The following is a 25437-nucleotide window of genomic DNA, read 5'->3' as shown; positions in this document are numbered from 1 at the left end:
CAAATTCGGATATTGATTTCAATGAGAAAACTTAACTACTTGCCTATTTTGATGTTATCAACTACCGCATTAGCTGAATCTCCTGCTCCCGTAGTTGATGTAGCAGCGTCAGGTACTCAGGCTGTAACCGCTGTTGCAACAGATAGTGTTGTTACACAAGATAACGTATTACCACAATTAAGTTTTGCAGCACAACAAGCAAGAGCGGAAGCATTAGCAAAACAAGCAGAAAATATTATTCAACGAGAAGAAGAAAAACGAATTGCAGCAGAGAAATTAGCACAAGCAGAAGCTCGTCTTCAGCAAGAAATTGGGACTTATCAATTGTTGCTTTCTTCAACAGTAGCACAAGTTTATTTAGAAAATGATTTTCAACCACTTTGGTCGGACAAAAATGCTGAGAAAATTTTCTTGAAAGAGTATGCGGCATTTGCTATCAGTGGAGTATCCACGAAATCAGCCAAAGCACTCCAACAAATTATCAATATGCCAGAAGGTTTAGCTAAAGATATTTTATTGACAGATAGCTTTTTAGATTATTTGTATTACAACAAAAATGTTGTCAAGTTTGCAAATCAGTGGCTTTACAATTTGGGAAGTTATAGTACCTCTGCCCCAGCGGAAAACCATATTAGTGCTTGGGTTCAAGCTACAAAAAGTGGTTCTATGGCTCAATATATTGCAAATTTAGTCCCGCGTAATCATATTTATCAAGAAACTATTCAGAAGCTATTTGCTACGTCTTCTAATGGAAGTATTGGGAATAGTGCAAAGAAAAAATCTAAAAAGGTAAATAATGAGCAAAATGTTGAAGTAGGATTATCGACTTCGTTCTATAAATTAGCATTAAATGCACAACGATTACGTTTAATTCCTAGTTTCAATAATGGAATTTTTGTGAATATTCCAAGCTACCAGTTACATTATTTCCGTGATGGTAAAGCAGTTTTGCAATCTAAAGTTATTGTTGGTCGTGATGAACGTCGAACACCAGTAATGTACAGTAAATTGAGTAATGTTGTAGTTAATCCACCTTGGAATGTACCTGCAAGCATTAAAAATAAAGATTTAGTACCAAAAATGCGTCAAGATCCTAGCTATGTGGAACGTAAAGGATATGAAATTATTGACAGTAAAGGTAGCATAGTTAATCCTTACAGTATTAACTGGGCTGCTTACGATAACCCGACAAAAAATTTCCCATATCATATTCGCCAGAAAGCTGGCGATGATAGCGCATTAGGACGTTATAAGTTTAATATGCCAAGTTCTGATGCGATTTATTTGCATGATACGCCAAATCATGGTTTGTTTGGAAAGAGTGATCGGGCATTAAGTTCAGGTTGTGTACGAGTGGCAAAATCAGACGAGCTTGCAACGTTACTATTAAAAGAGGCAGGTTGGTCAGAAGAACGTAAAAGAAATGTGCTTGCGAGCAATAAAACTACTTCAGCACCAATTCGATCGGATAATCCTGTTTACTTATACTATGTAACATCTTGGGTTGAAGGTGGCAAAGTTTATACTTTACCTGATATTTATAAATATGATGTGAAAATTCCGAAAACATCGTTAGATTGGGCAAAAGTTAAAAATCTGATTTAAAAAATTATAAATTTTCCGAGAAGAATTTTTATTTTTCTCGGAACTTTCTTTTAAGAATACATTCAAAATACATTTATTGGTTTCTTAAATAAATTGATTTGGGATCTAATAGTGACATTATCATGAAAATAATGAGGTAAAGAATGGAAAAAACAAATTTACAACGCCGTAGATGGTTATCTCTTGGCGGTATTATGCTTGGAGCTAGTTTTTTGCCAAATTATGTAAGTGCAATTGTTTCAACACCTAAACCACTTTCTTTGCGTTTACGTAATGTAAATACAGGGGAAACATTAAATGCATCTTATAGTGCGAATGGTTTTTCTCGTAATGATCTTAGTAAGTTAAATTATATTATGCGGGATCGACATACCAACCAAGTACGAGCTATCGATCCAAATTTATTCTTAAAATTGACGCGTATTCAAGCTAAATTGGGAATGCGTAATTCTGAAATTTTAATATTAAGTGGCTATCGTTCTGCACAGACGAATGCAAGAATGAGACGTCGTTCTCGAGGTGTAGCAAGTAATAGTTATCATATTCTAGGTAAAGCTGTTGATTTTTATATTCCAGGAGTGCCGTTAGCTAAAGTAAAATTGGCGGCAGAAAGTTTACATAGCGGTGGTGTAGGTTATTACCCAGGAAGCAATTTCGTACATGTTGATACTGGCCCTGTTCGTACTTGGCGTGGATAATAAGCGGTTCGTTTAGATGTTTAATTTACAAATTATTCCAGTTACGGCATTTCAGCAAAATTGTTCAATTATTTGGGATGATGATAAAAATGCTGCGGTTATTGATGCGGGTGGAGATGCTGAAAGAATTATTCAGTTTATTGAAAGTCAAAATCTGCATGTTCAAAAACTTTTAATTACCCACGGACACCTTGATCATATTATGGCAGTTGAACCGTTAAAGAAATACTTTAATGCTGAAGTTTTGGGTTCTCAGCAAGAAGATAAAATTTTATTTGAGCAGTTACCACAAATCTGTCGTGAATATGGTTTTCCTGAAGTTCCTGCTTTTCTACCTGACCGTTGGTTACAAGAAGATGACATCGTTGACGTTGGTAAGCTATCTTTTAAAATTCGTCATTTACCAGGACATTCCCCCGGGCATATTGGTTTCTTTGATTTTGAGAATAAAATAACCTTTAGTGGTGATGTTCTATTTAAGAATAGTATTGGAAGAACAGATCTCTACGGAGGTGATTTTGATCAGTTAATTCAAACGATTCGGCATAAAATGTTTGATTTAGATGATGATTTCATTGTGATTTCTGGACATGGTTCTCATACAACCATTGGTTGTGAGAAGAAAACAAACCCCTTTTTAAAATAATATATAAGGTTTAATATGGCAAAATTAAAGCAATTAATTTATATGATTCCTGTCTTGATATTGACTGCATGTTCATCATCCATTGATCAAGAAACGGGACAACGTAAAGACCCTCTAGAAGGATTTAATCGTGCAATGTGGAAAGTCAATTACGAGTATTTAGATCCTTATGTTCTTGAGCCTGTTGCTAAAGGTTGGCGAGATTATGTGCCAAGTCCGGTAAAAACAGGATTGGTAAATGTGGCAAATAACCTTGATGAGCCTGCTAGTTTTGTGAATAGGTTACTTGAAGGTGAAGGCAAAAAAGCGATGGTGCATTTTACTCGCTTTTGGTTTAACACTATTTTTGGTTTAGGTGGGCTGATTGACTTTGCAAGTATGACGAATGACTTGAAATTAGACAATGGTCGCCGTACCTTTGGAGATACACTAGGTAGTTATGATGTACCTACTGGGCCTTATGTAATGCTTCCTGCCTATGGACCTGCGACTCCTCGTCAAGATCTAGGGGGAATTGTTGATACGACTTATCCTGTCTTATCTTTACTTGCAACACCTTGGTCCATTGCAAAATTTACCGTTCAAGGCGTTAACAAACGTGCAGAATTGTTAGGACAAGATGCACTATTGAAGCAATCACAAGATCCTTATGCAACATTTAGAGAAGCTTATTTCCAAAATTTGGAATTTAAAGTTAAAGATGGTAAAACCTCTAATAGTACAAAAGAAACACTGTCACAGGAAGAACTTAAGAATATTGATTAGTTTTTTGAGGGTGTAATGGGTAAATCAATCATTCTTTTGTCCATTACACCTACATCTATAGTCTTTAAAGTTAGATAAAGCACTTCTTAATAGTTTACTCCTTATTGGAAAATAATTATTCTAGTAATTCTTCTCAAAGAATAAATTTAATTGATGTTTATGGAATGAGAAAAATTCAGGGATATTTGAATTAATTTTCTGATAGCGGTAATTTAATTTAGGTATTATTCCCCATAAATTCCATTCTTTTTTCCATATGGTTGCTGAAAAATTCCATTCAGTATCTTTGCGTTTTTTAGCAACAAAGAGATCATTACCCTTGAAGTAGCGTTTGGCTACCTGTAATGTTATTTGGGTAGAAAATAGATTTTTTATCTGATGCGAAGCACCCAGCCGTAATGAATATCTATTTGAGTTATTTCTTTTTTGATGTGTATTTTCAAATAGTATATCAGAACCTAGATATAGAGCGGTTTTAGGAGACAAAATATGTACTAATGTTCCAGAATATAATTGTTTTTTTCGTTTTTGGCTACTGTGCTTATATCTTGTTTGAGCAAATTCAGAACTAGTAGAAAATTGCCATTGATTAGATAATCTTTTATCTAATTCTAGACGGATACCATTTTCATTACTATATTGCTTTTGAGAATACCATCTTTTCTCATAATAAGGAAGAAAAGCAAATCGATTATTTGCATTTTGATATTGATATCCCAAATAAAATCTGTTGTTGATATCATTATATTCTTTATTATTCCAATAGTACTTTCCTTCCAATTCATTCTCAATGTATATATTATGGTTGTCTTTTATATTATGAATTTTATTTATGTTTAATTGATATTGTATTCCTTCTGCTTTTTGTGGTAGTGATTCTTCTGTTTTCTTAAATTTAGTTGAGCCTATATAGATATAAGGTTCTGATGATGCATTATTGATGTTGTTATCTTTAATATAACTAAACTTGATATTGAAATTGATCTCTTGCTTTTCTTTAATAGCTTCTTGGTATAAAGCAATTTGCTTGTTTATAAAGTTTGGTAGCGTAGCATTTTTTAATTGATTAAATTGTTCTTCTGCATTACTTAATTGAGTGTCCTCAAATAACCATTGAGCAAGTTTAAACCTTACTTTATCTAAATAAGGGTGTGTTTTTAATAGATTAGAATATAATTTTATTGCTTTTTTATAGTCTTGAATTGAGTGAAAATAAGCGCCTTGAGCATAATCAACTAGAATGAGATCTCGTTGTGGATATTTTCTATACATCTCTATAAGTTTAGGAATTAACATTTCCTGCTTTTGATCGACAGCTAAATTCAGAAAATGCGAAATTAAATTAGGGTTATCTGCCAACTGTTCATCATTGATTTCCGTTGAATAATCTTCTTTATTCTCCGAAATAGTTGCAGATAAGTCTGTGAGTTTAGGTATAGCTACTTTTAATTCCCTATCAATAGCGGTATTCGTGTGCTGAGCTACAATAGAGGTTGGGAATAAATAAATTAAAGGTAAATAATATTTAATGTTCATTTTTGTGTAATAAAAAATCCCTTTATTCTTTATTCAGAATAAAGGGAATATATTTAGAATCTAATTTCACCACCAATAATATAGGTGCGACCACGAGCATAATTCGTATAGGTATAAGCCTCTCCACCTTTACCATCACCTACAAATTGTGAGCGTGTTGCATTTTGACTATTTAGTGGGTCAATATAAAGTGAATTAAATAGATTTTGAATACTTGCTCTTAAACTGAAATTTTTATTGATTTCATAGTTAGCATAAATATCCACAATCATTGGATTTTGCGGTATCGTTTGAGTTTCTATTTTATCATTCGTACCTGCGTTAATACCCTTCGGACTAATTCTTTTCACTTTTTGAGTGTATTTAATAATACTACCCAGTGTTAATTTTTTATCTAACAGTCTAGCACCAAGGTCCAAAGTGGCATAATGTTTTGGTAATTCATAAATATCTCCAAAACCAAAACCATCGTTAGAGCTTTGTACACCAATTGGTTGTGATGTTTTTTCATAGCTATAAGATAATCGTCCAAAGTATTTTCCAGTATCGTAATTTAATTCCAGTTCCACACCGCTTGTTTTAACAGGTGTAAGGGAATTAATAGAGACTTGAGAATGGAAACTACCGCTACCAACGTCATTTATATCTTGTGTAAATTGCCCAGAATTAGAAATATAAAATGATTCAGAGGTAACAAAGTCTTTAATTTTGCTACGATAGTAAAGTAGTTTGATGCCTAATTTATCTGTATCTGTAAGCCAATTATGTTTAAAGGTGTTAAAACCAATCTGATAAGTTTGTGCTTTTTCTGGGCGCAAGAACGGGTTCATTGAGCCACCACTCTCATTATTGAAAAAGACTTCTTGGATATTTGGCATTCGGGTACTACGGCTATAACTAATAAATGGATTAAACCATTCACTAATATCAGCAGATAACATCAAGGATGGATCAACATAGTAATTGACCATACTGATGTTATAAGCACCTTGAGGGAAACAAGGAATAGTATATTCGCCAACAGTGCCACAGGCAGGTTTAAAGCCTCTAAAATTAGAGTAAGTGTAGGTTAGCCCACCATCTAAAGTATAAATAGATTTTTTCCACTGAGTATTAAGATAGACGCTTGCAATTCGCTGTTTACCTGTTGGGGCAAAAGGTGTGTAATCAAAATTATCTTGATTTTTACCTTTCGCTTTTCGGGTATACTTATTATTAAAGTAGCTTGTGCCCAAAGTTGCTGTCAGTTCACTGTTCCAAAAATTAAAGTTGCTCGTATTTTTTAAATCGATATAGTCAGATTTATTGATTGTAGAGGCATCCGTCAATTCCCATAAAGCAGATTCCTGATCATATTTCTGGGTGTTTTTCGTACTTGAAGCGAGTAGTTCTAGATCGATTAAATCAGAATCTGGCGTGTAGTGGTAATTTAGGCTGTAATTTTTATTTTGAATATCTCGCCCACCAATATTGCTATGGTAATCCCTTGCAGAAAGTAAAATTCGATGCTGATCGGTCGGTAATAATTCAATTTTAGCTAACCAAGAAGCGGGGCGTTGATCCATTCTTTTGGCGTAAGCATTTTCTTTAGCATATTTACCATCACCACGTTTATAATTTGAACCTATTTTGCGTTGGCTATAAGCAAATAATCCGCCGACACTTCCTGTGGAGCTAAATGCATTCGTTTTACCTGCAAGGGCTAACATTCCATTATAGCCTAAAGCATTGGTACCATAACTGAACTTAGATCTAATACCGATTTTATTTCCTTTGAAAATGACATCATCGACATCAAGAGTTTTAAATGAGGCGCTTCCTGCCAGAGCATTTACTCCTTGAGAGCCAGTCGAAAAGCCCTTATTGATGCTCACTTCGGTTAAAAAATTAGGATCAATCATTGTTCCGTGTTGGCTACTTGGTGGTAATCCACCATCTTCATCGTGGAAACGGCGATCACCATTAGCGGATGTGCCGAAAAAGGTTTGGGGGACGCCATCAACTACAGTATTGACTCGACCAAGCCCTGCCATTCCACGAATATTAACAGTGACAGTGCCTTGTACAGGGTCAATATTCGTATAAGTACCAGGCAAAGCTCGTACCACACTATCTAAAGATTGAAGTTGCTTTTCTTCACCACGAATTGCAATTCCCCCAGCTTTGGTAAAGGCTTTATCTGCTTTTTGATTGCCTACTTGACCTGATACCTTAATTTCATCAATTAATATGGGAGATGTGTCTGCCATTGCTGGGGTAATCCCCAGCAATGAATAGCTAATAAGTAATGAAAGTCTATTTAGTTTCATTATTTTTGTACCTCAGTTGCACCAAAGCTAATGAAGTTTTGTCCTGCTTTAATTTCTCCGACAATTTCTTCAGCATTAGGGCCAGCGAAGATACCAGCATAACTACCAGTTTTAACTTTATCCTTATTAAATGCCTCGAATTCTAAAGCTCCATCATTGTTTTCAAAACTTACTACACCATTGGCAATTTTGATATCGGCTGGCAGTAATTTAACCTGTAATGAACGATGTTTTGCATAAAGTTCTTCCATTTTCTCTGGATTAATGAGATCGGTAGTTCCAGGCTCAGCAGCTTCTGGATCGGTGGTATAACCTTTATAACCAGCACCTTTAAATTTAGCTCTAACTCGTAGTAGTTCATCATTACGTTTGGTAATTTCACCACTAATTTGCATTTTTTCAAAATCTGCATCGATTTGAATATCCCCCAATGTAAATTGATTATTATCACGGTTTTGGTTTCCAATAGTGTGGCCTTTATAGGTGGCTTTTACTTTACGATCTAAAATAGCTTTGTCCGCTTTCGTTGGTACTGCAATATAGGCTGAAGGAGCATCAAGAGCTTTCACTGTTTTACCTTCATCATCTAAAGATGTAAGGGGAACTTCTGCTTTGAAACTGAGATACGATGAGTAAGTTTGATTTACAAAATGAGTATTTACTACGGTTTTTCCCGTTTTATCTGTGATTACTGAGTGTTGTAATTTATCTGGATTGATTTCAGCGTTTGTCAAGAATGAAGGGTCATAATCAAGCTTATCTAGGTTTTTACGTAAATCTCCGCCGGAATAGCGTAGATCACCATTAACATGTGCTGCTGCACCTAATGGTGCCATTTTTCCATTGTTTTTTAGTGGGTTTGCGGAGTCTGTTTCACTAGAATCCAAAAATGCAGTAAGCTGACGCCATTTAACTTTTTTTGTTGGGTCTAAGAGATATTCGATATTATCACGGTCGTTAGAATTGGTAATATCTTTTGAATCTGTGGGATTATTAGTAGATTGTGAATTACTATTTTGTGTACTGCTATTCCCAGTCTGTGAACCTGTATTTTCTGATTGTTTACTGCCATTCTGAGTCTGTGAACTTGCATGTTCTGATTGTTTACTGCCATTATGAGTCTGTGAACTTGCATTTTCTGATTGCTTACTTCCATTCCCAGTCTGTGAATTTACATTTTCTGATTGTGTATTTGCATTATTCTTTTGGATTGGTGCAACATTCACCTTAGGACTTTCAGCCGCTGGTGTTGATTTATTACTCCCACCAGAACAAGCTGTTAATGAAGCTGCAAGAATAATTAGTGCAATTGGGTTTTTGGTAAATTTCATATAGCCTCCTAGAGCTTTTATTGTCGATAATTATCGTAATCAAAATTAATCGGAATATTGATTGATATTTTGTTGTTTTGCAGTAAATCAGCAGGTGGCTGTGGTAAAGGCGAGGAGCGTTTAGCATTATCAATTGCTTCACGATCAAAACTTTCTTTACCACTGCTGCTGATTACCGTAGAACCCAGTACATTTCCTTTACTATCTAATATAATTTGAATAACAGGTTTTCCTTTCCAACGCTTACGTAGCGCCTGTTCAGGGTAACGTAAGCGTTTTTCTAAATGACTTTTTACTAAAGCTTTCCAATTAATTTCTAAATTTGTTCCTCGTCCACTGCTATTAAAGTTCGAAGCTATCTTATTGCTATCTCCCGAAGGTGGGGCGGTTGCAACGTTATTTCCTGCAGGTGATTCCTTCTCCGCAACAGGCAAGTTTTTCTTCTCTTTAGGCTGTTTTTTAGCTTCCCTATTTTTATTAGGTTTAGGCTCTTTTTTTACTTTCTCAATAGATTTAGGTTTATCTTTTTCTGGTTTTACTGTTTTGTTTGTTTCTTTTTGCTGTTTTACTACAATTTCAGGCTCTACTTCTGGTGGAGTAGGTTCTTCAATAACAAGTTCTTCTTCTATTTCAGGCTCTACTTTAGATTCTGCTGGCTCTTCTATTGTGGTTTCTGTAGAAATTTGTTGTGGTGGACCAACTGGCAACTCGCTACTAATCACAATAGATTGTGGCGGATCCGAAAAATCAACAATGACAGCCGAGGCAACAAGTTCATTAATCGTGATTTCTTTTTTATAAAAATAGTAGTAACCGAATAGCAAATGAAACAATATAGATAACAGAAAAGCACTGCTCCATTTAATAATTGGTTTCTGATAAAATGAAAACATAAAACTCTGATTTTTAATTTGTTTCGTTTATTCCCATTAAACCTACTTTTAAATATCCTGATAGGCGTAATTGGCTCATCAATTGCATTACCAAATCATATTTAACTTCTTTATCAATGCGGAAAAATATGACTGTTTCTTTATTACCATGCGTTGCAATTTCCAATTTTTCATTGATGTTTTCAAAACTAATTAACTCATTCGATAAATAAAGCTGATTATCCGAGTTCAAACTTAAAATAATCGGTGTTCCTTCATTTTTTTGTTCATTAGCAGAACTAGCAGGCAAATTAATCGGAATATTGACTGTTGCTAAAGGAATTGTCGCCATAAAAATAATAAGAAGTACCAACATTACATCAATAAAAGGCGTAACATTAATTTCACTCATCTCTTGCTGTACATCATCACTATTATTCAAATTCATCGCCATTTTATTTTCCTTTTATCGATTGAGAAATTTCACGACGAATAACGAGCTGTAATGTAGCACTTGAATAAGCTAACTGATCGTTATAATGTTGAATATATCGAATGAATGAGTTGTAAATAATGACTGCAGGAATAGCAGCAACAAGACCTAATGCCGTAGCAAATAGTGCTTCCGCAATACCTGGTGCAACCGCATAAAGATCTGTGGTATGTGTTTGAGCAATACCAATAAAGCTATTCATAATTCCCCATACGGTACCGAATAAGCCTATGAATGGAGCAACTGAACTAATAGTAGCAAGAGGGCTAATACCATAACGCATTATTTTCCCCATCTGTTTTATTTTATGGGTAAGACGATATTCAATTCGTCCAATCAGATCACTGTCATAGCTGTTATATGATGAACTTATTTCTTGCTCAATTTCAACTATTAGCTTGTTTAATGCGCTCTCTTTTATTAAACTCTCTTTTATTTCTATGAAAGATTGATTTGGATTAATCTGTTTAATTGCTCTCTTCAATTTAGAGAGTGAAGAAATAAGTTGGGAGCTTTTAAAAATAAAAATTGTCCAAGTAATAATAGAACAAATAATTAAAATCCAAATAACTGCTTTTACTACGATATGAGCATTTTCATATAATGTTTGTGGGGAAAGATCTAACGGTAATGTTGCCGTTGGCACTGTATTTGCTACACTGTTTAAACTAAATAATAAACTAATTATAAAAAATAATGACTTAAATTTCATTTAATTACCCTTATTCAGAAAGTATCCAAACATAATCGCTATCTGCTTGTGTATAATTATGATTTTTATCTGCTAATAAAACAGTAATAAATTTTTGATTATGTGATAAATCAGCTAAATGTTTTGGAACGCCATATTGGCGATTAATATGATGATTGCCTGCAATCAATATATTAGGTGTATGGCTTTTTAATAGTTTTTCAGCCATTCGACGATCCCTGAATTGCTGAACTTCTACCATTTTTTGAATATGTGGATCGCTCGCATTGCATTCGCATTGATGACTATGAATAATAATGTCGGCGAGCTGTTGCTTTACTTTTTTCTCTGTAGATATATAACCTTTAAGTGGTTCAGCCCCCTGTAAAATCTGCGTAACTTCACCTTGAGTTAAGTTGGTCGCAACCAAAGCATAGTGATGCTCCAATGGGTGTTGCACAATATCTCGGTAAAAATCCCATTTCCAACTCGATTGCCAATTCAACTTAGCGGTAAGATCGGAACGATTTTTTGCAAAATTATTTGCAACCAAATCGACTAAAGGCTGTTGATCTACCCTTAACATTTCAAGCAGCAGTGCTCCTTGTTTACGCTTTTGATGGAGTTGTTCAATTAACCAGTAATGTGCTTGGTGATGGGAAAAATTATCGTGCTTTTCACCAATAAGTATGTGCTGTTGTGAAACAACATTATCTACCCACTGACCAGGAGTGAAAGTTTGCCCTGTTCTTAAATCAACGATTTTTCCTAAATTGTCAACCTTAGTTTCTTTGACGGATTGCTGACATCCCATAACAAGCAAGCAACAGCTAAACAAAAAGTATAATTTTTTTACCCACATATAAATTTAGAAATGATAATAGTTAGCATTAATTATATTGTTTTTGCTAATATCTGCAAGTTATTATTATTTTTAATTGTGGGATTGTTTACTTTTAACGCTTAAATGCCACTTGTGGCGTGTTAGTTTCATAGTGGGGGTGAATAGCGATGTCAGCTTTGTACCACTGTTTAATGTTTGCTTCAGTGATAATCTCTTTTGGACTACCTTGTGCTTGTAGCTGCTGTTCTGCAAGTAGCACAATGTGATCGCCATATAATGAAGCTAAATTGAGATCGTGAAGAATACAACAAACCGTTAGCCCTTTCTTATCACAAAGTTCTCGCATTAGACGTAAACATTGTTGTTGGTGATGTAAATCGAAAGCCGAGGTTGGCTCATCTAAAAAGAGTAGTTTGCCTGACATATCTTCTTGCCATAGTTGTAATAATGCTCGAGCAAGTTGTGTGCGTTGTTGTTCACCACCAGAAAGTTGACTGTAGCCTTTGTTTAGTAAAGGCTGGCAGTCGGTTTTTTCAATGACTTCGGGAAGATAGTGTTCCACTTCTTTGGCGCGGCGATGATATCCTCCCATTCTAATTACTTCTTCAACGGAAAAGGGAAAATTGAGCTGGCTATGTTGGCGCATTACCGCTCGTTGTTGTGCTAATTCGATGGAAGCATATTCATTTAGGACTTTTTGCTGAAACATTATTTGCCCTGTGCTTGGTGTTAAATATCCCGAAAGCAAACGCATTAAGGTGGATTTTCCTGCTCCATTTGGGCCAATCAACATTGTGATTTCGCCCGGTTTAAGCACTAAATTAATGTTCTGTAATAAGGCTTTACCTTGAATTTCAAAACTGATATTTTCCGCAAAGAGCAAGCGGTCAGATGTCGAAGAAAATTTACCACTCATTTTGTTCCCTCACGATAGCGAATAACAAGCCAAAGAAAATAAGGTGCACCAATAAAGCTAGTTAGCATTCCAACAGGTAATTCAGCAGGAGAAACCATTGTTCTCGCTAAAGTGTCGGCGACAAGCAGTAGAATAGCGCCACAAAGTGCCGATGCAGGTAAAACCCAACGATGATCTGCACCAAATTTAAAGCGAACTAAATGAGGAATAACTAACCCGATAAAGCCAATAGCACCACTTACTGCTACTGACGCTCCGACCAATAATGCACCGAGCAAAATAAGCTGTTTTTTCAAACGGATTACATTGACACCAAGATAATGCGCCTCTTCATCACCAAGTTGCAGTAAGTTTAGTTTATTTGCGAGCGTGAGGGCATAACAAGCGGTCAGTAAAATAACACAACTTGCAATAATAACTGGCTCCCACTGTGCTTGCCCAAGGCTACCCATTGACCATAGACTAAATTGGCGTAATTGTTGATCATTACTAATATAGGTTAGGATACCAACGATTGAGAAGCAGAGTGCATTTACGGCAATTCCTGCGAGGAGCAATTTAGTAACTGAGGCTTGGGAACGATAGCTAAGAAAGTAAATTAAACTTGAAACAATGACACTCCCGATAAATGCTGCAATCATTGTGCTATATAAACCTAAGTTACTAGGCAGTAAGCTTGGTAGCATAATAGAAATGCCCACCGCTAACGCAGCACCACTATTCACACCGATTAACGCGGGATCTGCCATCGGGTTATGAAATAATCCCTGGAAGATCGTTCCCGAAACGGCTAATGCTAAACCTACAACCACTGCCAATAGAATGCGTGGTACGCGAATATTTAGCCAAATTTGCCACTGGCTATCATCAATATTAGTGTGCCATAAATCGTGCCAAGTGAGCGATAATGCCCCGATATTTGAAGCAATCAACATTGTTAGCAATAGAAGTATTGCTAATGTAATAAGCCAATGGGTTTTATCCATTATTGACTAGCCTTTTCAACTGCTTGACGCATTTTGTGTAATTCTTGCGGAATCGTTAAACCAAAGGCTAAAAAAGCAATATCATCAACGATAACAACTTGTTTTTTCTTACCTGCAGTTGTGTGCGCAACACCTGGTAATTGCCAAAGTTTATCAAGCGAACCAAGATTCTTAACACCTAATGATGTCAGTACGATTAAATCAGGATTAGCCGCAATCACGCCTTCTTGTGAAATCGGGACAAAGCGAGCAGCATTACTCATTGCATTTTTTGCTCCAACCAGTTTAATTGCACTATCAGGAACGGTATCTGTTCCTGCAACCATTTGACTATTCCCTGAGCGAGTCATGACAAAGAGTACTTTAACATCTCGAGGGGAATTCTCTACAGTTTTCATCTCATTGGTAAACTTTTCGCTTAAAGCAACCGCTTCTGATTTCCTATTGAGTAGTTCGCCGATGCGAGTAATTTTTTCTATCACACCTTCTGCGGTGTTTTTAAACGGAACTTGCTCCACTGTGACGCCTGCAGCTTTTAGTTGCTCAAGCACAACTGAAGGCTGTGCTATTTCGGTTGCAATAATTTTATTTGGTTTTAGTGCTAAAATCCCTTCGGTATTGAGCTGACGCATATAACCCACATCGGGCAAACTTTTAGCTCTTTCAGGAATAATACTGGTACTATCTCGTCCAATCAGTTGTTGTTCAGCATTGAGTGCATAAATAATTTCAGTGACATCGCCCCCAATGCTGACAATACGTTCTTGAGCGGCTAAGTTTGTGCTGAATAGCGTGATGGAAGCGGTAAGATAAGTGAATAATTTTACAAGTTTCATTGAAAATTCCTAATCAAAGTAAAATAAGGCTCATATTTTACACATATGATAACAATTCTCAATAAAATTATAGTGAGATTATTTTCTGCAATGGATTGTCGAGAGAGTAGGAAATCGTTAGAATTCCGCACAGTTTTTTATGAGGAAATGACTATGTCAAAATCAAACAAATATCGTTATTTAGCGATACTGGGTGCTATTTTAGCGGTTGGTCTAATGGCTTCAGCTTTTATTTTGGGGCATCAATTTAAAAATTTACAACAAACAGGGGTTATTACTGTTAAGGGATTAGCAGAAGCCGAACATAAAGCCACTTTAGGTACTTGGTCTATCAATGTTAGGGCTTGGGGACGTGATTATGCTGAAGCAATGAGAAATAACCAACAAAACCTGAATATCGCAGTAAAATTCTTAAAAGAGCAAGGATTTACTGAACAAGATAGAGCGATTACCGATCTTTCCGTTAATGCTCACACTGAATATTATACCGATGAGTTTGGTAAAGAACGCTCTCGCCATAATGGATTTGTAGCATCACGTTCTATTACTATTTCAACCAAGGAATTGGCAAAATTACAACAGGCTTTAGCACAAATTCAGAATTTACGTGCTGAAAATCAGAATATTGATTTTTCTAGCCCAAACTATTATTTGGAAAATTTAGAAACGATTAAGCGTGATTTAATTGCCAAAGCAACACAAGATGCTTATGTGCGTGCAGAAGAATTTGCCAAAACCAGTAATGTGAAAGTCGGTTTATTAAAATCAGCATCACAAGGATCATTTGATATTCAATCAACTTCACCAACGAGTGAAGATACAAGCGATTATGGTGGCGGTTATGATACAAGTACAATAGATAAAAAAGTACGCCTTGTGGTTACGATTCAATACGCTATCAATTAACATTTTAGAAGTGGCGGTTTTTGCTAAAAATTTTGCAAATCTCACCGCTTGTTATGAAAATCATAGAAGGAAATATAATGTCGTTAGATCTGTCTGAAATTCGTCAGCAAATTACCCAAATCGATCGTGATTTACTCAAATTATTATCAGAGCGTCATCGCCTTGCCTTTGATGTGGTAAGAAGTAAAGAGATCACGCAGAAACCATTGCGTGATGTTGAGCGTGAGAAACAATTATTACAAGAGTTGGTGAATTTTGCTCAAGCAGAAAATTATCAGCTAGATCCGCAATATGTTACTCAGATTTTCCAACGAATTATCGAAGATTCTGTATTAACTCAGCAGAATTATTTGCAAAATAAACTCAATGAAATCAAAGAGAGTAGTATTTCAGTCGCATTTTTAGGAATGCGAGGTTCTTATTCACATTTAGCCTCTCGTCAATTTTTAAAGCAGGTTTCTGAATCTTTAATTGAATTAAGTTGTGAATCATTTAATCAAGTCTTTCAAAAAGTGGAAAAAGGTGAGGCAGATTACGGTATTTTACCCTTAGAAAATACCACATCAGGATCGATTAACGAGGTTTATGATCTATTACAGCATACAGATCTGACATTAGTTGGAGAATTAGCCTATCCGATCAAACACTGTGTGTTAGGTAACGGTAAGATCGATCTCGCTCAAATTGATACGATCTACACACATCCGCAACCTGCTCAGCAATGTAGCCAGTTTTTACAAGGGCTTGATAAAGTACATATCAAATATTGTGAAAGTAGCTCACACGCAATGCAGTTAGTGGCTCGTTTAAATAAACGTAACATTGCGGCATTAGGTAATGAAGATGGTGGAAAATTATATGGTTTAAATGTAGTTGAAACTGAAATTGCCAACCAAAAGAATAACATTACTCGTTTTATTGTCGTTGCTAAAGAACCTGTCAAGGTTTCGCCACAAGTCCAAACTAAAACGTTATTACTAATGACTACTGGTCAAGAAGCGGGGGCATTAGTTGATGCCTTAACGGTTTTCAAAAAACACGATATTCGAATGACAAAACTGGAGTCTCGCCCAATTTATGGCAAGCCTTGGGAAGAGATGTTTTATGTCGAATTAGAAGCGAATATCCATTCAGCACAAACGCAACAGGCTTTAAATGAGCTAGAAACTGTAACTAGTTATTTAAAAGTATTAGGCTGCTATCCAAGCGAAATTATTGAGCCAGTAAAAATTTAGTATTTGAGTAAGGCGGATTGATTTCCGCCTTATTATTGAATGCTAAGCGGTTAGATTTTTCTAAAAATTTACATTATTTTCTATACTTCTATGTTTAAACCCCGTTCAAATTCTTTGACTCGCTACGTTCGTCCAAATAGATTACAGGCAAAAAGTAATCGTCGCCCTACTCCTTCATTAGCAGATACGGTGTTGATATTATTTAATAAACCTTATGATGTACTCACACAATTTACTGATGAACAACAACGGCAAACCCTCAAAGATTTTATTCATATTCCAGATGTTTACCCTGTAGGACGATTGGATCGAGATAGTGAGGGGCTATTGTTACTGACAAATAATGGTGAAATTCAGCATCGTCTTGCTCACCCTAAATTTGATAAAGAGAAAACCTATTGGGTACAAGTAGAAGGGATTCCACAAGAAAATGATCTGCTTAAATTACGCCAAGGTGTTGAGCTGAAAGATGGTAAAACTAAACCTGCTAAAGTTAAAATTATCAATGATCCCGAACTAAATTGGGTAACCGCCCCTAAAATTCGTGAGCGTAAAACGATCCCTACAAGTTGGTTGGAATTAACCATTAGTGAGGGAAGAAATCGCCAAGTTCGCCGTATGACCGCACATATTGGTTTTCCAACATTACGCTTAATTCGAGTAGCAATTGGGCAATTACAGCTTGGGGATCTATCTGCTGGGGAGATGCGAAGGCTAAGTGAAGATGAACGTAATAAACTTATTCGTCAGATGGGTTTAAATCTTAAATAAGCGGGCTTTTTTGGCAAAAATTTTGCAAATAACAAAGCATTTTTGACTTAAACAGAGTAAACTAATGTCAATTTTTAGTAATGAGGATATGTCTATGGCAATTTTAGTAACAGGTGGGGCAGGTTATATTGGCTCGCATACCGTTGTAGAATTATTAAATCAAGGAAAAGAGATTGTTGTTTTAGATAATCTATCAAATTCTTCTCCAATTTCTTTAGAACGAGTGAAGCAGATTACGGGCAAATCGGTCTCATTCTATCAAGGCGACATTTTAGATCGTGACATTTTACGTAAAATTTTTGCAGAACATCAGATTGATTCAGTGATCCACTTCGCAGGCTTAAAAGCTGTGGGTGAAAGTGTACAGAAACCATTGCATTATTATCAAAATAACGTTACAGGTTCGATTGTATTAGTTGAAGAAATGTTGAAAGCAAATGTAAATACCATTGTATTTAGCTCATCAGCAACGGTATATGGCGACCCTGAAATTATTCCTATTACTGAATCTTGTGCGGTAGGTGGCACAACAAACCCTTACGGCACATCGAAATATATGGTTGAACGTATTTTAGAAGATACGGTAAAAGCCTACCCTCAATTAAGTGCAGTTGTACTACGCTATTTTAACCCTGTGGGGGCTCATTCAAGCGGTTTGATTGGCGAAGATCCAAATGGTATCCCAAACAATTTATTACCTTATATTAGCCAAGTTGCAGTGGGGAAATTGCCACAGCTTTCGGTATTTGGTAGCGATTATGAAACTCACGATGGAACAGGTGTGCGTGACTATATTCACGTTGTCGATTTGGCTATTGGGCATTTAAAAGCCCTTGAAAAACACCACAATGATGCGGGTTTCCACGTCTATAATTTGGGTACAGGAACGGGCTATTCGGTGTTAGATATGGTTAAAGCTTTCGAGCAAGCGAATAATATCAATGTACCTTATAAACTTGTTGATCGCCGTCCTGGAGATATTGCAGTGTGTTATTCTAATCCAGAAAAAGCATTAAAAGAGTTAGGTTGGAAAACGCAATATGACTTAACCCAAATGATGAAAGACACTTGGAATTGGCAAAAGAATAACCCAAATGGGTATAAGGGGGCATAAATGTCTAATATCGCAAAACAGTCAATTTGGCGGCAGATTTTCAGTTATAAAATGCTACTCTGTGTGTTTACAGGGTTTACATCAGGACTACCACTTTATTTCTTATATCAACTTATTCCTGCGTGGCTACGTTCAGAACAAGTTGATTTAAAAACCATCGGATTTTTTGCGCTTGTCGGTTTGCCATATACTTGGAAGTTTCTGGTTGCTCCTTTGTTTGACAGATATTACCCAAACTTTTTAGGTCGTCGCCGTAGCTGGATGTTCTTTACACAGATTATTTTATTCGGCTTGATTGCTTGCTTTGGTTTGTTTAACCCAACCCAAGACATTAAAGCGGTAATAGTATTATCTGTTGCAGTTGCTATCACTTCAGCTGTTCAAGATATTGTGGTTGATGCTTATCGCCGAGAAATTTTGAGTGATGAAGAGTTGGGGCTGGGGAATTCAATTCATATCAATGGTTATCGTATCGCAGGATTAATCCCTGGTGGATTGGCGTTGATCATTTCTGATCATTATGCGTGGGAAACGGTGTTTATGTTTACCGCTTTATTTATGATCCCGGGAATGATCTTAAGCTTGTTCTTAAGCAAAGAGCCTAAAATTTTACAAGATAATCGCCATTTACCATTCCACGAAGCCTTTATCATTCCATTTAAAGAATTTTTCCAACGTAAAGGTATTTGGGCTGCAATTGGTACGCTAACTTTTATGCTGTTATATAATTTGGGTGATTCTTTTGCTGCTACTTTACAGAGTGCCTTTATTTTAGATATGGGATTTAGTCGGACAGATTTAGGTACAGCGGTGAAAATCAATGGCTTATGGGCATCTATTGTCGCTGGTATGATTGGTGGAGTAATGATGCTGCGTATTGGCGTAAACCGCTCACTTTGGATCTTCGGTGTGTTCCAAATGTTAATGTTGCTTGGCTTTGCTTGGTTAGCAAGTCACGGTAAATTTGAAACGATTGGAACTTATGAGCGTTTTGCTCTTTCTGCAGTGATTATCGGTGAATATATTGGTATCGGATTAGGGACAGCGTGCTTTGTAGCATATATTTCACGCGAAACAAATCCACTTTATACCGCAACGCAATTTGCTATTTTTACAAGTTTAACCGCTATTCCAAGTAAATTGATTGGGGCAACATCAGGTGCATTAGCCGAAAGTGTTGGATTTTACCAGTTCTATTGGATCTGTTTCTTTATGGCGATTCCAGGAATGCTCTGTTTATTCTGGGTTGCTCCTTGGAATGCAAAGGATAAATCGGCTTAATAAGCGGTTAGATTCTAGAAAAGTTTTACAAAATTTATTTTCTTTTATGTTTAATGTTAATTTGAGGTTCTTATGAAAATTATTTTATTGGGTGCACCAGGTGCAGGTAAAGGAACACAAGCACAATTTATGATGAATAAATTTGGCATTCCACAAATTTCAACGGGGGATATGTTTCGTGCTGCAATTAAAGAAGGCACAGAATTAGGTAAACAAGCGAAAGCGTTAATGGACGAAGGAAAGTTAGTGCCTGATGAATTAACCGTTGCATTAGTAAAAGATCGTATTGCTCAACCAGACTGTGCGAAGGGTTTCTTATTAGATGGTTTCCCACGCACTATCCCACAAGCAGATGCGTTAAAAGAAGCAGGTGTAAAAATTGACTTCGTTTTAGAATTTGATGTGGCTGATGAAGTGATTGTTGAACGTATGAGTGGTCGTCGTGTACACCAACCATCAGGTCGCACATATCACATTATTTACAATCCACCAAAAGTGGAGGGTAAAGATGATGTAACAGGTGAAGATTTAATTATCCGCCAAGATGATAAACCTGAAACGGTATTAGATCGCTTAGCGATTTACCACAAACAAACTAAACCACTTATTGCTTATTACACTGCAGAAGCTGAAGCTGGAAATACGCAATACCACCGTTTAGATGGCACACAACCAGTAGAAACCGTCAGTGCAGAATTGAATAAACTGTTAGGTTAAGTGTGATAACTAATCCGTAAATTTACTGAGGCAATTCGTTAAGAATTGCCTTTTGTTTTTAATGACATACATAAAATAGCGGTTGGATTTCAATTATTTTTTTACAAATGTAAAAAAGTGTTTGCAATTTGATTTTTGCTAGTATATATTCCACCTCAATTCAAATTAGGAGTCGTTATGAACATCACATTAAGAAACCATCATCACCGCCATTTACCTGAATAATCTTTCGGGCATTTAGCGTGTTCGGAAGAATCTTCCGAGCGAGAAATGTGATTACGAATCTTAAAACCATTTTCCACCCCTCGGAAGGCAACTTTCGAGGGGTTTTTTGTTAGTAAATTTCTTAACTTTATTTTTAAACTTTAACTTTAACTTTAACTTTAACTTTAACTTTAACTTTAACTTTAACTTAGAGGACAAAACTATGTTGTTATCAAACGAAGTGGTCATCTCAATTATTGTGTTACTCGCATTAAGTTTAATGCGAATTAATGTGGTAATTGCGTTGATTATTGCCGCATTAACTTGCGGTCTTATTGGCAATACCGCTGATGGTATTGGATTCAGCGAAGCGCTAACCACTACGGTAAAAACCTTCACTGGTGGGTTAGGTGGCGGAGCAGAAACCGCAATGAACTATGCTGTATTAGGAGCATTTGCCGTAGCATTATCTAAATCAGGTGTGACGGATTTGTTGGCGTATAAAGTAATCCAATCTTTTGGTAAACGCCCATCAGGTCGCTCAGTATTCTGGTTTAAATATACAGTGCTGTTTACGTTAGTGGCTTTCTCAATGTCATCACAAAACTTAATCCCGGTGCACATTGCCTTTATCCCAATTGTTGTTCCACCACTATTAAGTGTAATGAATCAGTTAAAAATTGACCGTCGTGCTGTCGCTTGTGCCTTAACCTTTGGTTTAACTGCCACTTATATGTTAATTCCTGCTGGTTTTGGTCAAATCTTTATTGAAAATATTTTGGTTAAAAATATCAATCAAGCAGGAGAAACTTTCGGTTTAGTTGCATCAGTGGCTAGTGTTACCAAAGCAATGGCAATTCCTGTTGCGGGTATGATTTTTGGGTTATTGCTCGCTATTTTCGTCACTTACCGTAAACCACGTATTTATGTTGAAACTGCTCAGGCAAAATTAGACGATATTGAAACACGCGTTGCACAAGTAAAATCTTTCCACATTTGGATCAGTTTAATTGCGATTGTAACAACTTGTATCGTGCAACTTGTTACCAACTCAACGGTATTAGGCGGATTAATTGGTTTAGTTATCTTCGCATTAGGCGGTGTATTTAAACTCAAACAGAGCAATGACATTTTCCAAGACGGTTTACGTTTAATGGCGATGATCGGCTTTGTAATGATTGCGGCATCAGGTTATGCAAATGTCGTGAATTCAACAGGCGGTGTATCAGAGTTAGTACAAAGCTTAAAAGGCACTATTGAAACCAAAGAAATGGCAGCATTCTTAATGCTATTAGTTGGCTTATTTATCACAATGGGGATTGGTTCATCTTTCTCAACAGTGCCGATTATTGCCTCAATTTATGTGCCGCTTTGTGTTTCTTTTGGTTTCTCGCCATTAGCGACTATCTCAATTGTTGGCGTTGCCGCAGCATTAGGTGATGCTGGTTCACCAGCCTCAGATTCAACTTTAGGGCCAACATCAGGATTAAATGCGGACGGTAAACACGATCACATTTGGGATTCCGTTGTGCCAACCTTTATCCACTATAACATTCCGTTATTAGTCTTCGGTTGGATTGCAGCAATGGTACTTTAGTTATCAAATATTATCTCAAGCGGTAGGATTAAGAAGAAAATTTGCAAAAATTGAATATTATCTAGCCGCTTGGTAATAAAAAGGATAAAAAAAACTATTGCTTTCAATAAAAAAAATTGTATATTCAATTTTTATCTAATTTATGTAACATTTTTATAACAACCACACTTGGAGTGAAACAATGAAAAAATTGACACAACTATCACTTATTGCATTAGCGGTAGCTTCTGGCTCAGCAATGGCTGCACCTAAAACTTTCGTTTATTGTATCGAGGCATCGCCTTCATATTTGAGTCCTGTTTTAGGTACTGACGGTGCAACATTAGACTCATCAGGTCAACCAATGTTTAACCGTTTAACTGCTTTTGAAAATGGGACAACTAATGTAATTCCATCATTAGCAGAAAAATGGGAAATTTCTGAAGATGGTAAAAGCTATGTTTTCTACTTGCGTAAAGGGGTTAAATTCCAAAGTAATAAAGAATTTACGCCAAGTCGTGATTTTAATGCTGATGATGTAATTTTCTCTTTTAATCGTCAGCTAGATGCAACACACCCATACCACAAAGTATCAGGCGGTAACTACGAATATTTTACTGGAATGGATATGCAAAACATTATTTCTAAAGTAGAAAAAGTAGATGACTACACCGTTAAAATTAGCCTAAATGTGCCAAATTCACCATTTTTAGCGAATTTAGCGATGGATTTCGCATCGATCTATTCAGCAGAATATGCGGATAAATTACTGAAAGCAGGCACACCAGAGAAAATTGATAGCAACCCAATTGGAACAGGCCCTTTTGAATTTGTTTCTTACCAAAAAGATTCTGCGGTGCGTTATAAAGCCTTTGAAAACTACTGGGGTGGCAAAGCTAAGATTGACCGTTTAGTTTTCTCTATTACACCAGATGCTTCAGTACGTTATGCTAAATTAGCGAAAGGCGAGTGTCACGCAATGCCATATCCAAACCCTGCGGATATTGAAAAATTGAAATCTGATTCTGAGATTACATTGTTAACCAAACCAGGTTTAAACATTGGTTATCTCAATTTCAACCTCAAGAAAGCACCTTTTGATAATGTGAAAGTTCGCCAAGCATTAAATTATGCGGTAAATAAAAAAGCTATCGTAGAAGCGGTGTATCAAAACGCAGGTCAGGTTGCGAAAAACCCGATTCCACCGACAATGTGGTCTTACAATGATGATGTTAAAGATTACGAGTATGATCCAGAAAAAGCGAAAGCGTTATTAAAAGAAGCGGGTTTTGAAAAAGGCTTTGAAACTGATCTTTGGGCAATGCCAGTTTCTCGCCCATATAACCCAAATGCGCGCCGTATGGCAGAGCTTGTACAGGCAGATTGGGAAAAAGTAGGGGTGAAAACAACTATTGTTAGCTACGAATGGGGGGAATACCTTAAACGTATGCGTGCAGGCGATCACCAAACAGGGATGATGGGCTGGACAGGCGATAATGGTGACCCAGATAACTTCTTAAATACGTTATTAAGCTGTGCGGCAGTAGAATCAGGTTCTAACTATGCGAACTTCTGCTATAAGCCATTTAATGATTTAGTGACCCAAGCTGCTCAAGAAATAGATGTAGCAAAACGTACTGATATGTATAAACAAGCTCAAGTTATTTTTAAAGAGCAAGCACCTTGGATTACTGTAGCTCATTCAACAACCTATTTCCCAGTGCGTAAAGATGTGAAAGGCTATGTGGTTAGCCCATTTGGTTTACACAACTTTTATTCTGTGGATTTAGAAAAATAAGCAAATAAGCGGTCGGATATTTATATAAATTTATTGTTCTTCTCTGGCGGAATAACAAGGTGTTATTACCGCCTGTAAAATCAATGAAACAGAATGTTCTAATATAGAATAAATAGCCATAACAATATGAGATGTAGCGTTTATACTATTCAGTCTGACTAGGTATTCTCTTTATATAACTTTACGACATAATGCCAAAAAATTGGCAAAATTAAGGTAGAATGCGACCGCTTGATTTCTTTTACTTTCTCGTGATAGCAAAAGAACATTTTTATTTTTAAACGAAGAGATGTTGAATGATTCAATTTATTCTTAAACGTGTATTGATGGTTATCCCTACTTTTTTTGCGATAACCTTAATCACTTTTGCCTTAGTGCATTTAATTCCGGGGGATCCGATTGAAATTCGGATGGGGGAGCGTGGATTATCACCTGAAGTACATCTACAAATGATGAAACAGCTCGGCTTAGATCTACCACTATATGAACAGTATTTTAATTATATCAAGGGCGTTTTTCAGGGAGATTTAGGCAATTCCTTCCGTAATAACGAACCTGTATTGAAAGAATTTTTTACTCTGTTTCCAGCAACAATCGAACTGGCTTTTTTTGCGTTACTTTGGTCGTTAATCTTAGGCATCATACTGGGCGTAGTGGCCGCAGTAAAAAAGGAGTCTTGGATTTCTCATACTGTAACGTCAATGTCATTAACAGGCTATTCAATGCCGATTTTCTGGTGGGGGCTTATTTTAATTCTCTACGTCTCAACACCACTAGGATTGCCAGCATCAGGGCGTTTACCCGCAGAGTTTTGGATTGAAGCTGACACCGGTTTTATGTTGATTGATACGTGGAATTCAGATGAACCTGGAGCGTTTATCGCTGCTTTAAAATCTCTTGTTCTGCCTGCCATTGTGCTTGGGACAATTCCACTTGCGATCATCACTCGAATGACTCGCTCATCAATGTTAGAAGTGTTGGGCGAAGATTATATCCGAACTGCAAAAGCCAAAGGGTTAAATACAACCCGTATTGTGATTGTTCACGCTTTGCGTAATGCGTTAATCCCTGTGGTAACAGTAGTAGGCTTGATTGTGGGGCAACTATTATCAGGGGCAGTATTAACTGAAAATATTTTCTCGTGGCCAGGGATTGGTAAATGGATTATTGATGCAATCAATTCTCGTGATTACCCTGTATTGCAAGGCTCAGTGCTGATTATTGCAACTATTATTATTTTAGTGAATCTGACCGTAGATTTACTTTATGGCGTGGTAAACCCACGAATTCGCCATACTTAATTGATT

23 protein-coding genes and 1 other annotated feature are annotated in these 25437 nt (G+C 36.4%); of the genes, 13 read left to right on the top strand and 10 right to left on the bottom strand.

From position 1 onward, the window contains the following. Positions 1 to 21: 21 nt before the first annotated feature. The 4 genes from A1D26_RS04030 (at position 22) to A1D26_RS04015 (ending at position 3714) form a co-directional block, all read left to right on the top strand. Complete coding sequence (locus tag A1D26_RS04030) at positions 22 to 1605, top strand: L,D-transpeptidase family protein (RefSeq protein ID WP_157402799.1); 1584 nt, start codon at positions 22 to 24, stop codon at positions 1603 to 1605. Positions 1606 to 1748: 143 nt separating this feature from the next. Then, positions 1749 to 2303 (top strand): YcbK family protein, encoded by a 555-nt coding sequence (locus tag A1D26_RS04025; protein WP_157402798.1) that lies wholly within the window; start codon positions 1749 to 1751, stop codon positions 2301 to 2303. A 16-nt stretch (positions 2304 to 2319) separates the two neighbouring features. Further along, positions 2320 to 2949, top strand: a complete 630-nt coding sequence (locus A1D26_RS04020; protein ID WP_157402797.1) for an MBL fold metallo-hydrolase — start codon at positions 2320 to 2322, stop codon at positions 2947 to 2949. A 15-nt stretch (positions 2950 to 2964) separates the two neighbouring features. Continuing rightward, positions 2965 to 3714 (top strand): MlaA family lipoprotein, encoded by a 750-nt coding sequence (locus A1D26_RS04015; RefSeq protein WP_157402796.1) that lies wholly within the window; start codon positions 2965 to 2967, stop codon positions 3712 to 3714. A gap of 120 nt (positions 3715 to 3834) precedes the next feature. Here the strand turns inward: A1D26_RS04015 and A1D26_RS04010 are convergent, their stop codons facing one another. From A1D26_RS04010 to A1D26_RS03965, 10 genes are all read right to left on the bottom strand, one after another. Further along, the gene (locus tag A1D26_RS04010; protein WP_157402795.1) at positions 3835 to 5250 is read right to left on the bottom strand and encodes a surface lipoprotein assembly modifier; all 1416 of its coding nucleotides are present in this window, start codon (positions 5248 to 5250) and stop codon (positions 3835 to 3837) included. Between the two features lie 53 nt (positions 5251 to 5303). Then, a complete protein-coding gene (locus A1D26_RS04005) occupies positions 5304 to 7559 on the bottom strand; it encodes a TonB-dependent receptor domain-containing protein (protein ID WP_157402794.1) in 2256 nt (751 codons plus the stop codon). Then, positions 7559 to 8890 (bottom strand): transferrin-binding protein-like solute binding protein, encoded by a 1332-nt coding sequence (locus A1D26_RS04000; RefSeq protein WP_157402793.1) that lies wholly within the window; start codon positions 8888 to 8890, stop codon positions 7559 to 7561. Before A1D26_RS04000 ends, A1D26_RS04005 begins: the two co-directional genes overlap by 1 nt. 17 nt (positions 8891 to 8907) lie before the next feature. After that, positions 8908 to 9783: a cell envelope integrity protein TolA gene (locus tag A1D26_RS03995; protein ID WP_157402792.1), complete on the bottom strand. Its 876-nt coding sequence runs from the start codon at positions 9781 to 9783 to the stop codon at positions 8908 to 8910. Between the two features lie 13 nt (positions 9784 to 9796). Continuing rightward, positions 9797 to 10216 (bottom strand): biopolymer transporter ExbD, encoded by a 420-nt coding sequence (locus tag A1D26_RS03990; RefSeq protein WP_157402791.1) that lies wholly within the window; start codon positions 10214 to 10216, stop codon positions 9797 to 9799. Position 10217: 1 nt separating this feature from the next. Continuing rightward, positions 10218 to 10967 (bottom strand): tonB-system energizer ExbB, encoded by a 750-nt coding sequence (gene exbB / locus A1D26_RS03985; RefSeq protein ID WP_157402790.1) that lies wholly within the window; start codon positions 10965 to 10967, stop codon positions 10218 to 10220. Between the two features lie 10 nt (positions 10968 to 10977). Then, on the bottom strand, positions 10978 to 11760 hold the full coding sequence (locus tag A1D26_RS03980; RefSeq protein ID WP_232516796.1) for a ChaN family lipoprotein: 783 nt from the start codon (positions 11758 to 11760) through the stop codon (positions 10978 to 10980). Positions 11761 to 11902: 142 nt separating this feature from the next. Then, positions 11903 to 12706, bottom strand: a complete 804-nt coding sequence (locus A1D26_RS03975; RefSeq protein ID WP_157402788.1) for a heme ABC transporter ATP-binding protein — start codon at positions 12704 to 12706, stop codon at positions 11903 to 11905. Further along, positions 12703 to 13692 carry a FecCD family ABC transporter permease gene (locus tag A1D26_RS03970; protein ID WP_157402787.1) on the bottom strand — a complete coding sequence of 330 codons (990 nt, stop codon included), beginning with the start codon at positions 13690 to 13692 and terminating at the stop codon, positions 12703 to 12705. Before A1D26_RS03970 ends, A1D26_RS03975 begins: the two co-directional genes overlap by 4 nt. Then, positions 13692 to 14528 carry a heme/hemin ABC transporter substrate-binding protein gene (locus A1D26_RS03965; protein WP_157402786.1) on the bottom strand — a complete coding sequence of 279 codons (837 nt, stop codon included), beginning with the start codon at positions 14526 to 14528 and terminating at the stop codon, positions 13692 to 13694. Before A1D26_RS03965 ends, A1D26_RS03970 begins: the two co-directional genes overlap by 1 nt. A 153-nt stretch (positions 14529 to 14681) precedes the next feature. On the opposite strand from A1D26_RS03965, the gene A1D26_RS03960 reads away from it, so the two are divergent. The 9 genes from A1D26_RS03960 to A1D26_RS03920 all read left to right on the top strand — a co-directional run bounded on the left by A1D26_RS03960 (position 14682) and on the right by A1D26_RS03920 (position 25431). Beyond that, positions 14682 to 15434 (top strand): SIMPL domain-containing protein, encoded by a 753-nt coding sequence (locus A1D26_RS03960; protein ID WP_198303079.1) that lies wholly within the window; start codon positions 14682 to 14684, stop codon positions 15432 to 15434. Between the two features lie 77 nt (positions 15435 to 15511). After that, complete coding sequence (locus A1D26_RS03955; protein ID WP_157402784.1) at positions 15512 to 16669, top strand: chorismate mutase; 1158 nt, start codon at positions 15512 to 15514, stop codon at positions 16667 to 16669. Positions 16670 to 16759: 90 nt separating this feature from the next. Continuing rightward, a complete protein-coding gene (locus A1D26_RS03950; protein WP_157402783.1) occupies positions 16760 to 17440 on the top strand; it encodes a pseudouridine synthase in 681 nt (226 codons plus the stop codon). A 94-nt stretch (positions 17441 to 17534) separates the two neighbouring features. After that, positions 17535 to 18554 carry a UDP-glucose 4-epimerase GalE gene (gene galE / locus A1D26_RS03945; protein ID WP_157402782.1) on the top strand — a complete coding sequence of 340 codons (1020 nt, stop codon included), beginning with the start codon at positions 17535 to 17537 and terminating at the stop codon, positions 18552 to 18554. Continuing rightward, positions 18555 to 19835 (top strand): AmpG family muropeptide MFS transporter, encoded by a 1281-nt coding sequence (locus A1D26_RS03940; protein ID WP_157402781.1) that lies wholly within the window; start codon positions 18555 to 18557, stop codon positions 19833 to 19835. A 72-nt stretch (positions 19836 to 19907) separates the two neighbouring features. Continuing rightward, positions 19908 to 20552 carry an adenylate kinase gene (gene adk / locus A1D26_RS03935; RefSeq protein WP_157402780.1) on the top strand — a complete coding sequence of 215 codons (645 nt, stop codon included), beginning with the start codon at positions 19908 to 19910 and terminating at the stop codon, positions 20550 to 20552. A gap of 200 nt (positions 20553 to 20752) precedes the next feature. Continuing rightward, positions 20753 to 20887 (top strand) — a sequence feature (His leader region). 95 nt (positions 20888 to 20982) lie between these two features. Further along, positions 20983 to 22353 (top strand): Na+/H+ antiporter family protein, encoded by a 1371-nt coding sequence (locus A1D26_RS03930; protein WP_157403036.1) that lies wholly within the window; start codon positions 20983 to 20985, stop codon positions 22351 to 22353. A 181-nt stretch (positions 22354 to 22534) separates the two neighbouring features. Beyond that, positions 22535 to 24130: an ABC transporter substrate-binding protein gene (locus tag A1D26_RS03925; protein WP_157402779.1), complete on the top strand. Its 1596-nt coding sequence runs from the start codon at positions 22535 to 22537 to the stop codon at positions 24128 to 24130. 296 nt (positions 24131 to 24426) lie between these two features. After that, positions 24427 to 25431, top strand: a complete 1005-nt coding sequence (locus A1D26_RS03920) for an ABC transporter permease subunit (RefSeq protein WP_157402778.1) — start codon at positions 24427 to 24429, stop codon at positions 25429 to 25431. Positions 25432 to 25437: the final 6 nt, after the last annotated feature.

The organism is Ursidibacter maritimus (genome assembly GCF_009761395.1).
Classification (GTDB): domain Bacteria; phylum Pseudomonadota; class Gammaproteobacteria; order Enterobacterales; family Pasteurellaceae; genus Ursidibacter; species Ursidibacter maritimus.
Note: the sequence above shows the minus strand (reverse complement) of the source record. Positions and strands in the feature narration are given on the sequence as shown.

What these genes read in the sequence shown, in the direction of transcription:
- A1D26_RS04030 (WP_157402799.1), top strand. Translation starts at nt 22, where the DNA reads ATGAGAAAACTTAACTACTTGCCTATTTTGATGTTATCAACTACCGCA.
- A1D26_RS04025 (WP_157402798.1), top strand. Translation starts at nt 1,749, where the DNA reads ATGGAAAAAACAAATTTACAACGCCGTAGATGGTTATCTCTTGGCGGT.
- A1D26_RS04020 (WP_157402797.1), top strand. Translation starts at nt 2,320, where the DNA reads ATGTTTAATTTACAAATTATTCCAGTTACGGCATTTCAGCAAAATTGT.
- A1D26_RS04015 (WP_157402796.1), top strand. Translation starts at nt 2,965, where the DNA reads ATGGCAAAATTAAAGCAATTAATTTATATGATTCCTGTCTTGATATTG.
- A1D26_RS04010 (WP_157402795.1), bottom strand. Translation starts at nt 5,250, where the DNA reads ATGAACATTAAATATTATTTACCTTTAATTTATTTATTCCCAACCTCT.
- A1D26_RS04005 (WP_157402794.1), bottom strand. Translation starts at nt 7,559, where the DNA reads ATGAAACTAAATAGACTTTCATTACTTATTAGCTATTCATTGCTGGGG.
- A1D26_RS04000 (WP_157402793.1), bottom strand. Translation starts at nt 8,890, where the DNA reads ATGAAATTTACCAAAAACCCAATTGCACTAATTATTCTTGCAGCTTCA.
- A1D26_RS03995 (WP_157402792.1), bottom strand. Translation starts at nt 9,783, where the DNA reads ATGTTTTCATTTTATCAGAAACCAATTATTAAATGGAGCAGTGCTTTT.
- A1D26_RS03990 (WP_157402791.1), bottom strand. Translation starts at nt 10,216, where the DNA reads ATGGCGATGAATTTGAATAATAGTGATGATGTACAGCAAGAGATGAGT.
- exbB (WP_157402790.1), bottom strand. Translation starts at nt 10,967, where the DNA reads ATGAAATTTAAGTCATTATTTTTTATAATTAGTTTATTATTTAGTTTA.
- A1D26_RS03980 (WP_232516796.1), bottom strand. Translation starts at nt 11,760, where the DNA reads ATGGGATGTCAGCAATCCGTCAAAGAAACTAAGGTTGACAATTTAGGA.
- A1D26_RS03975 (WP_157402788.1), bottom strand. Translation starts at nt 12,706, where the DNA reads ATGAGTGGTAAATTTTCTTCGACATCTGACCGCTTGCTCTTTGCGGAA.
- A1D26_RS03970 (WP_157402787.1), bottom strand. Translation starts at nt 13,692, where the DNA reads ATGGATAAAACCCATTGGCTTATTACATTAGCAATACTTCTATTGCTA.
- A1D26_RS03965 (WP_157402786.1), bottom strand. Translation starts at nt 14,528, where the DNA reads ATGAAACTTGTAAAATTATTCACTTATCTTACCGCTTCCATCACGCTA.
- A1D26_RS03960 (WP_198303079.1), top strand. Translation starts at nt 14,682, where the DNA reads ATGTCAAAATCAAACAAATATCGTTATTTAGCGATACTGGGTGCTATT.
- A1D26_RS03955 (WP_157402784.1), top strand. Translation starts at nt 15,512, where the DNA reads ATGTCGTTAGATCTGTCTGAAATTCGTCAGCAAATTACCCAAATCGAT.
- A1D26_RS03950 (WP_157402783.1), top strand. Translation starts at nt 16,760, where the DNA reads ATGTTTAAACCCCGTTCAAATTCTTTGACTCGCTACGTTCGTCCAAAT.
- galE (WP_157402782.1), top strand. Translation starts at nt 17,535, where the DNA reads ATGGCAATTTTAGTAACAGGTGGGGCAGGTTATATTGGCTCGCATACC.
- A1D26_RS03940 (WP_157402781.1), top strand. Translation starts at nt 18,555, where the DNA reads ATGTCTAATATCGCAAAACAGTCAATTTGGCGGCAGATTTTCAGTTAT.
- adk (WP_157402780.1), top strand. Translation starts at nt 19,908, where the DNA reads ATGAAAATTATTTTATTGGGTGCACCAGGTGCAGGTAAAGGAACACAA.
- A1D26_RS03925 (WP_157402779.1), top strand. Translation starts at nt 22,535, where the DNA reads ATGAAAAAATTGACACAACTATCACTTATTGCATTAGCGGTAGCTTCT.
- A1D26_RS03920 (WP_157402778.1), top strand. Translation starts at nt 24,427, where the DNA reads ATGATTCAATTTATTCTTAAACGTGTATTGATGGTTATCCCTACTTTT.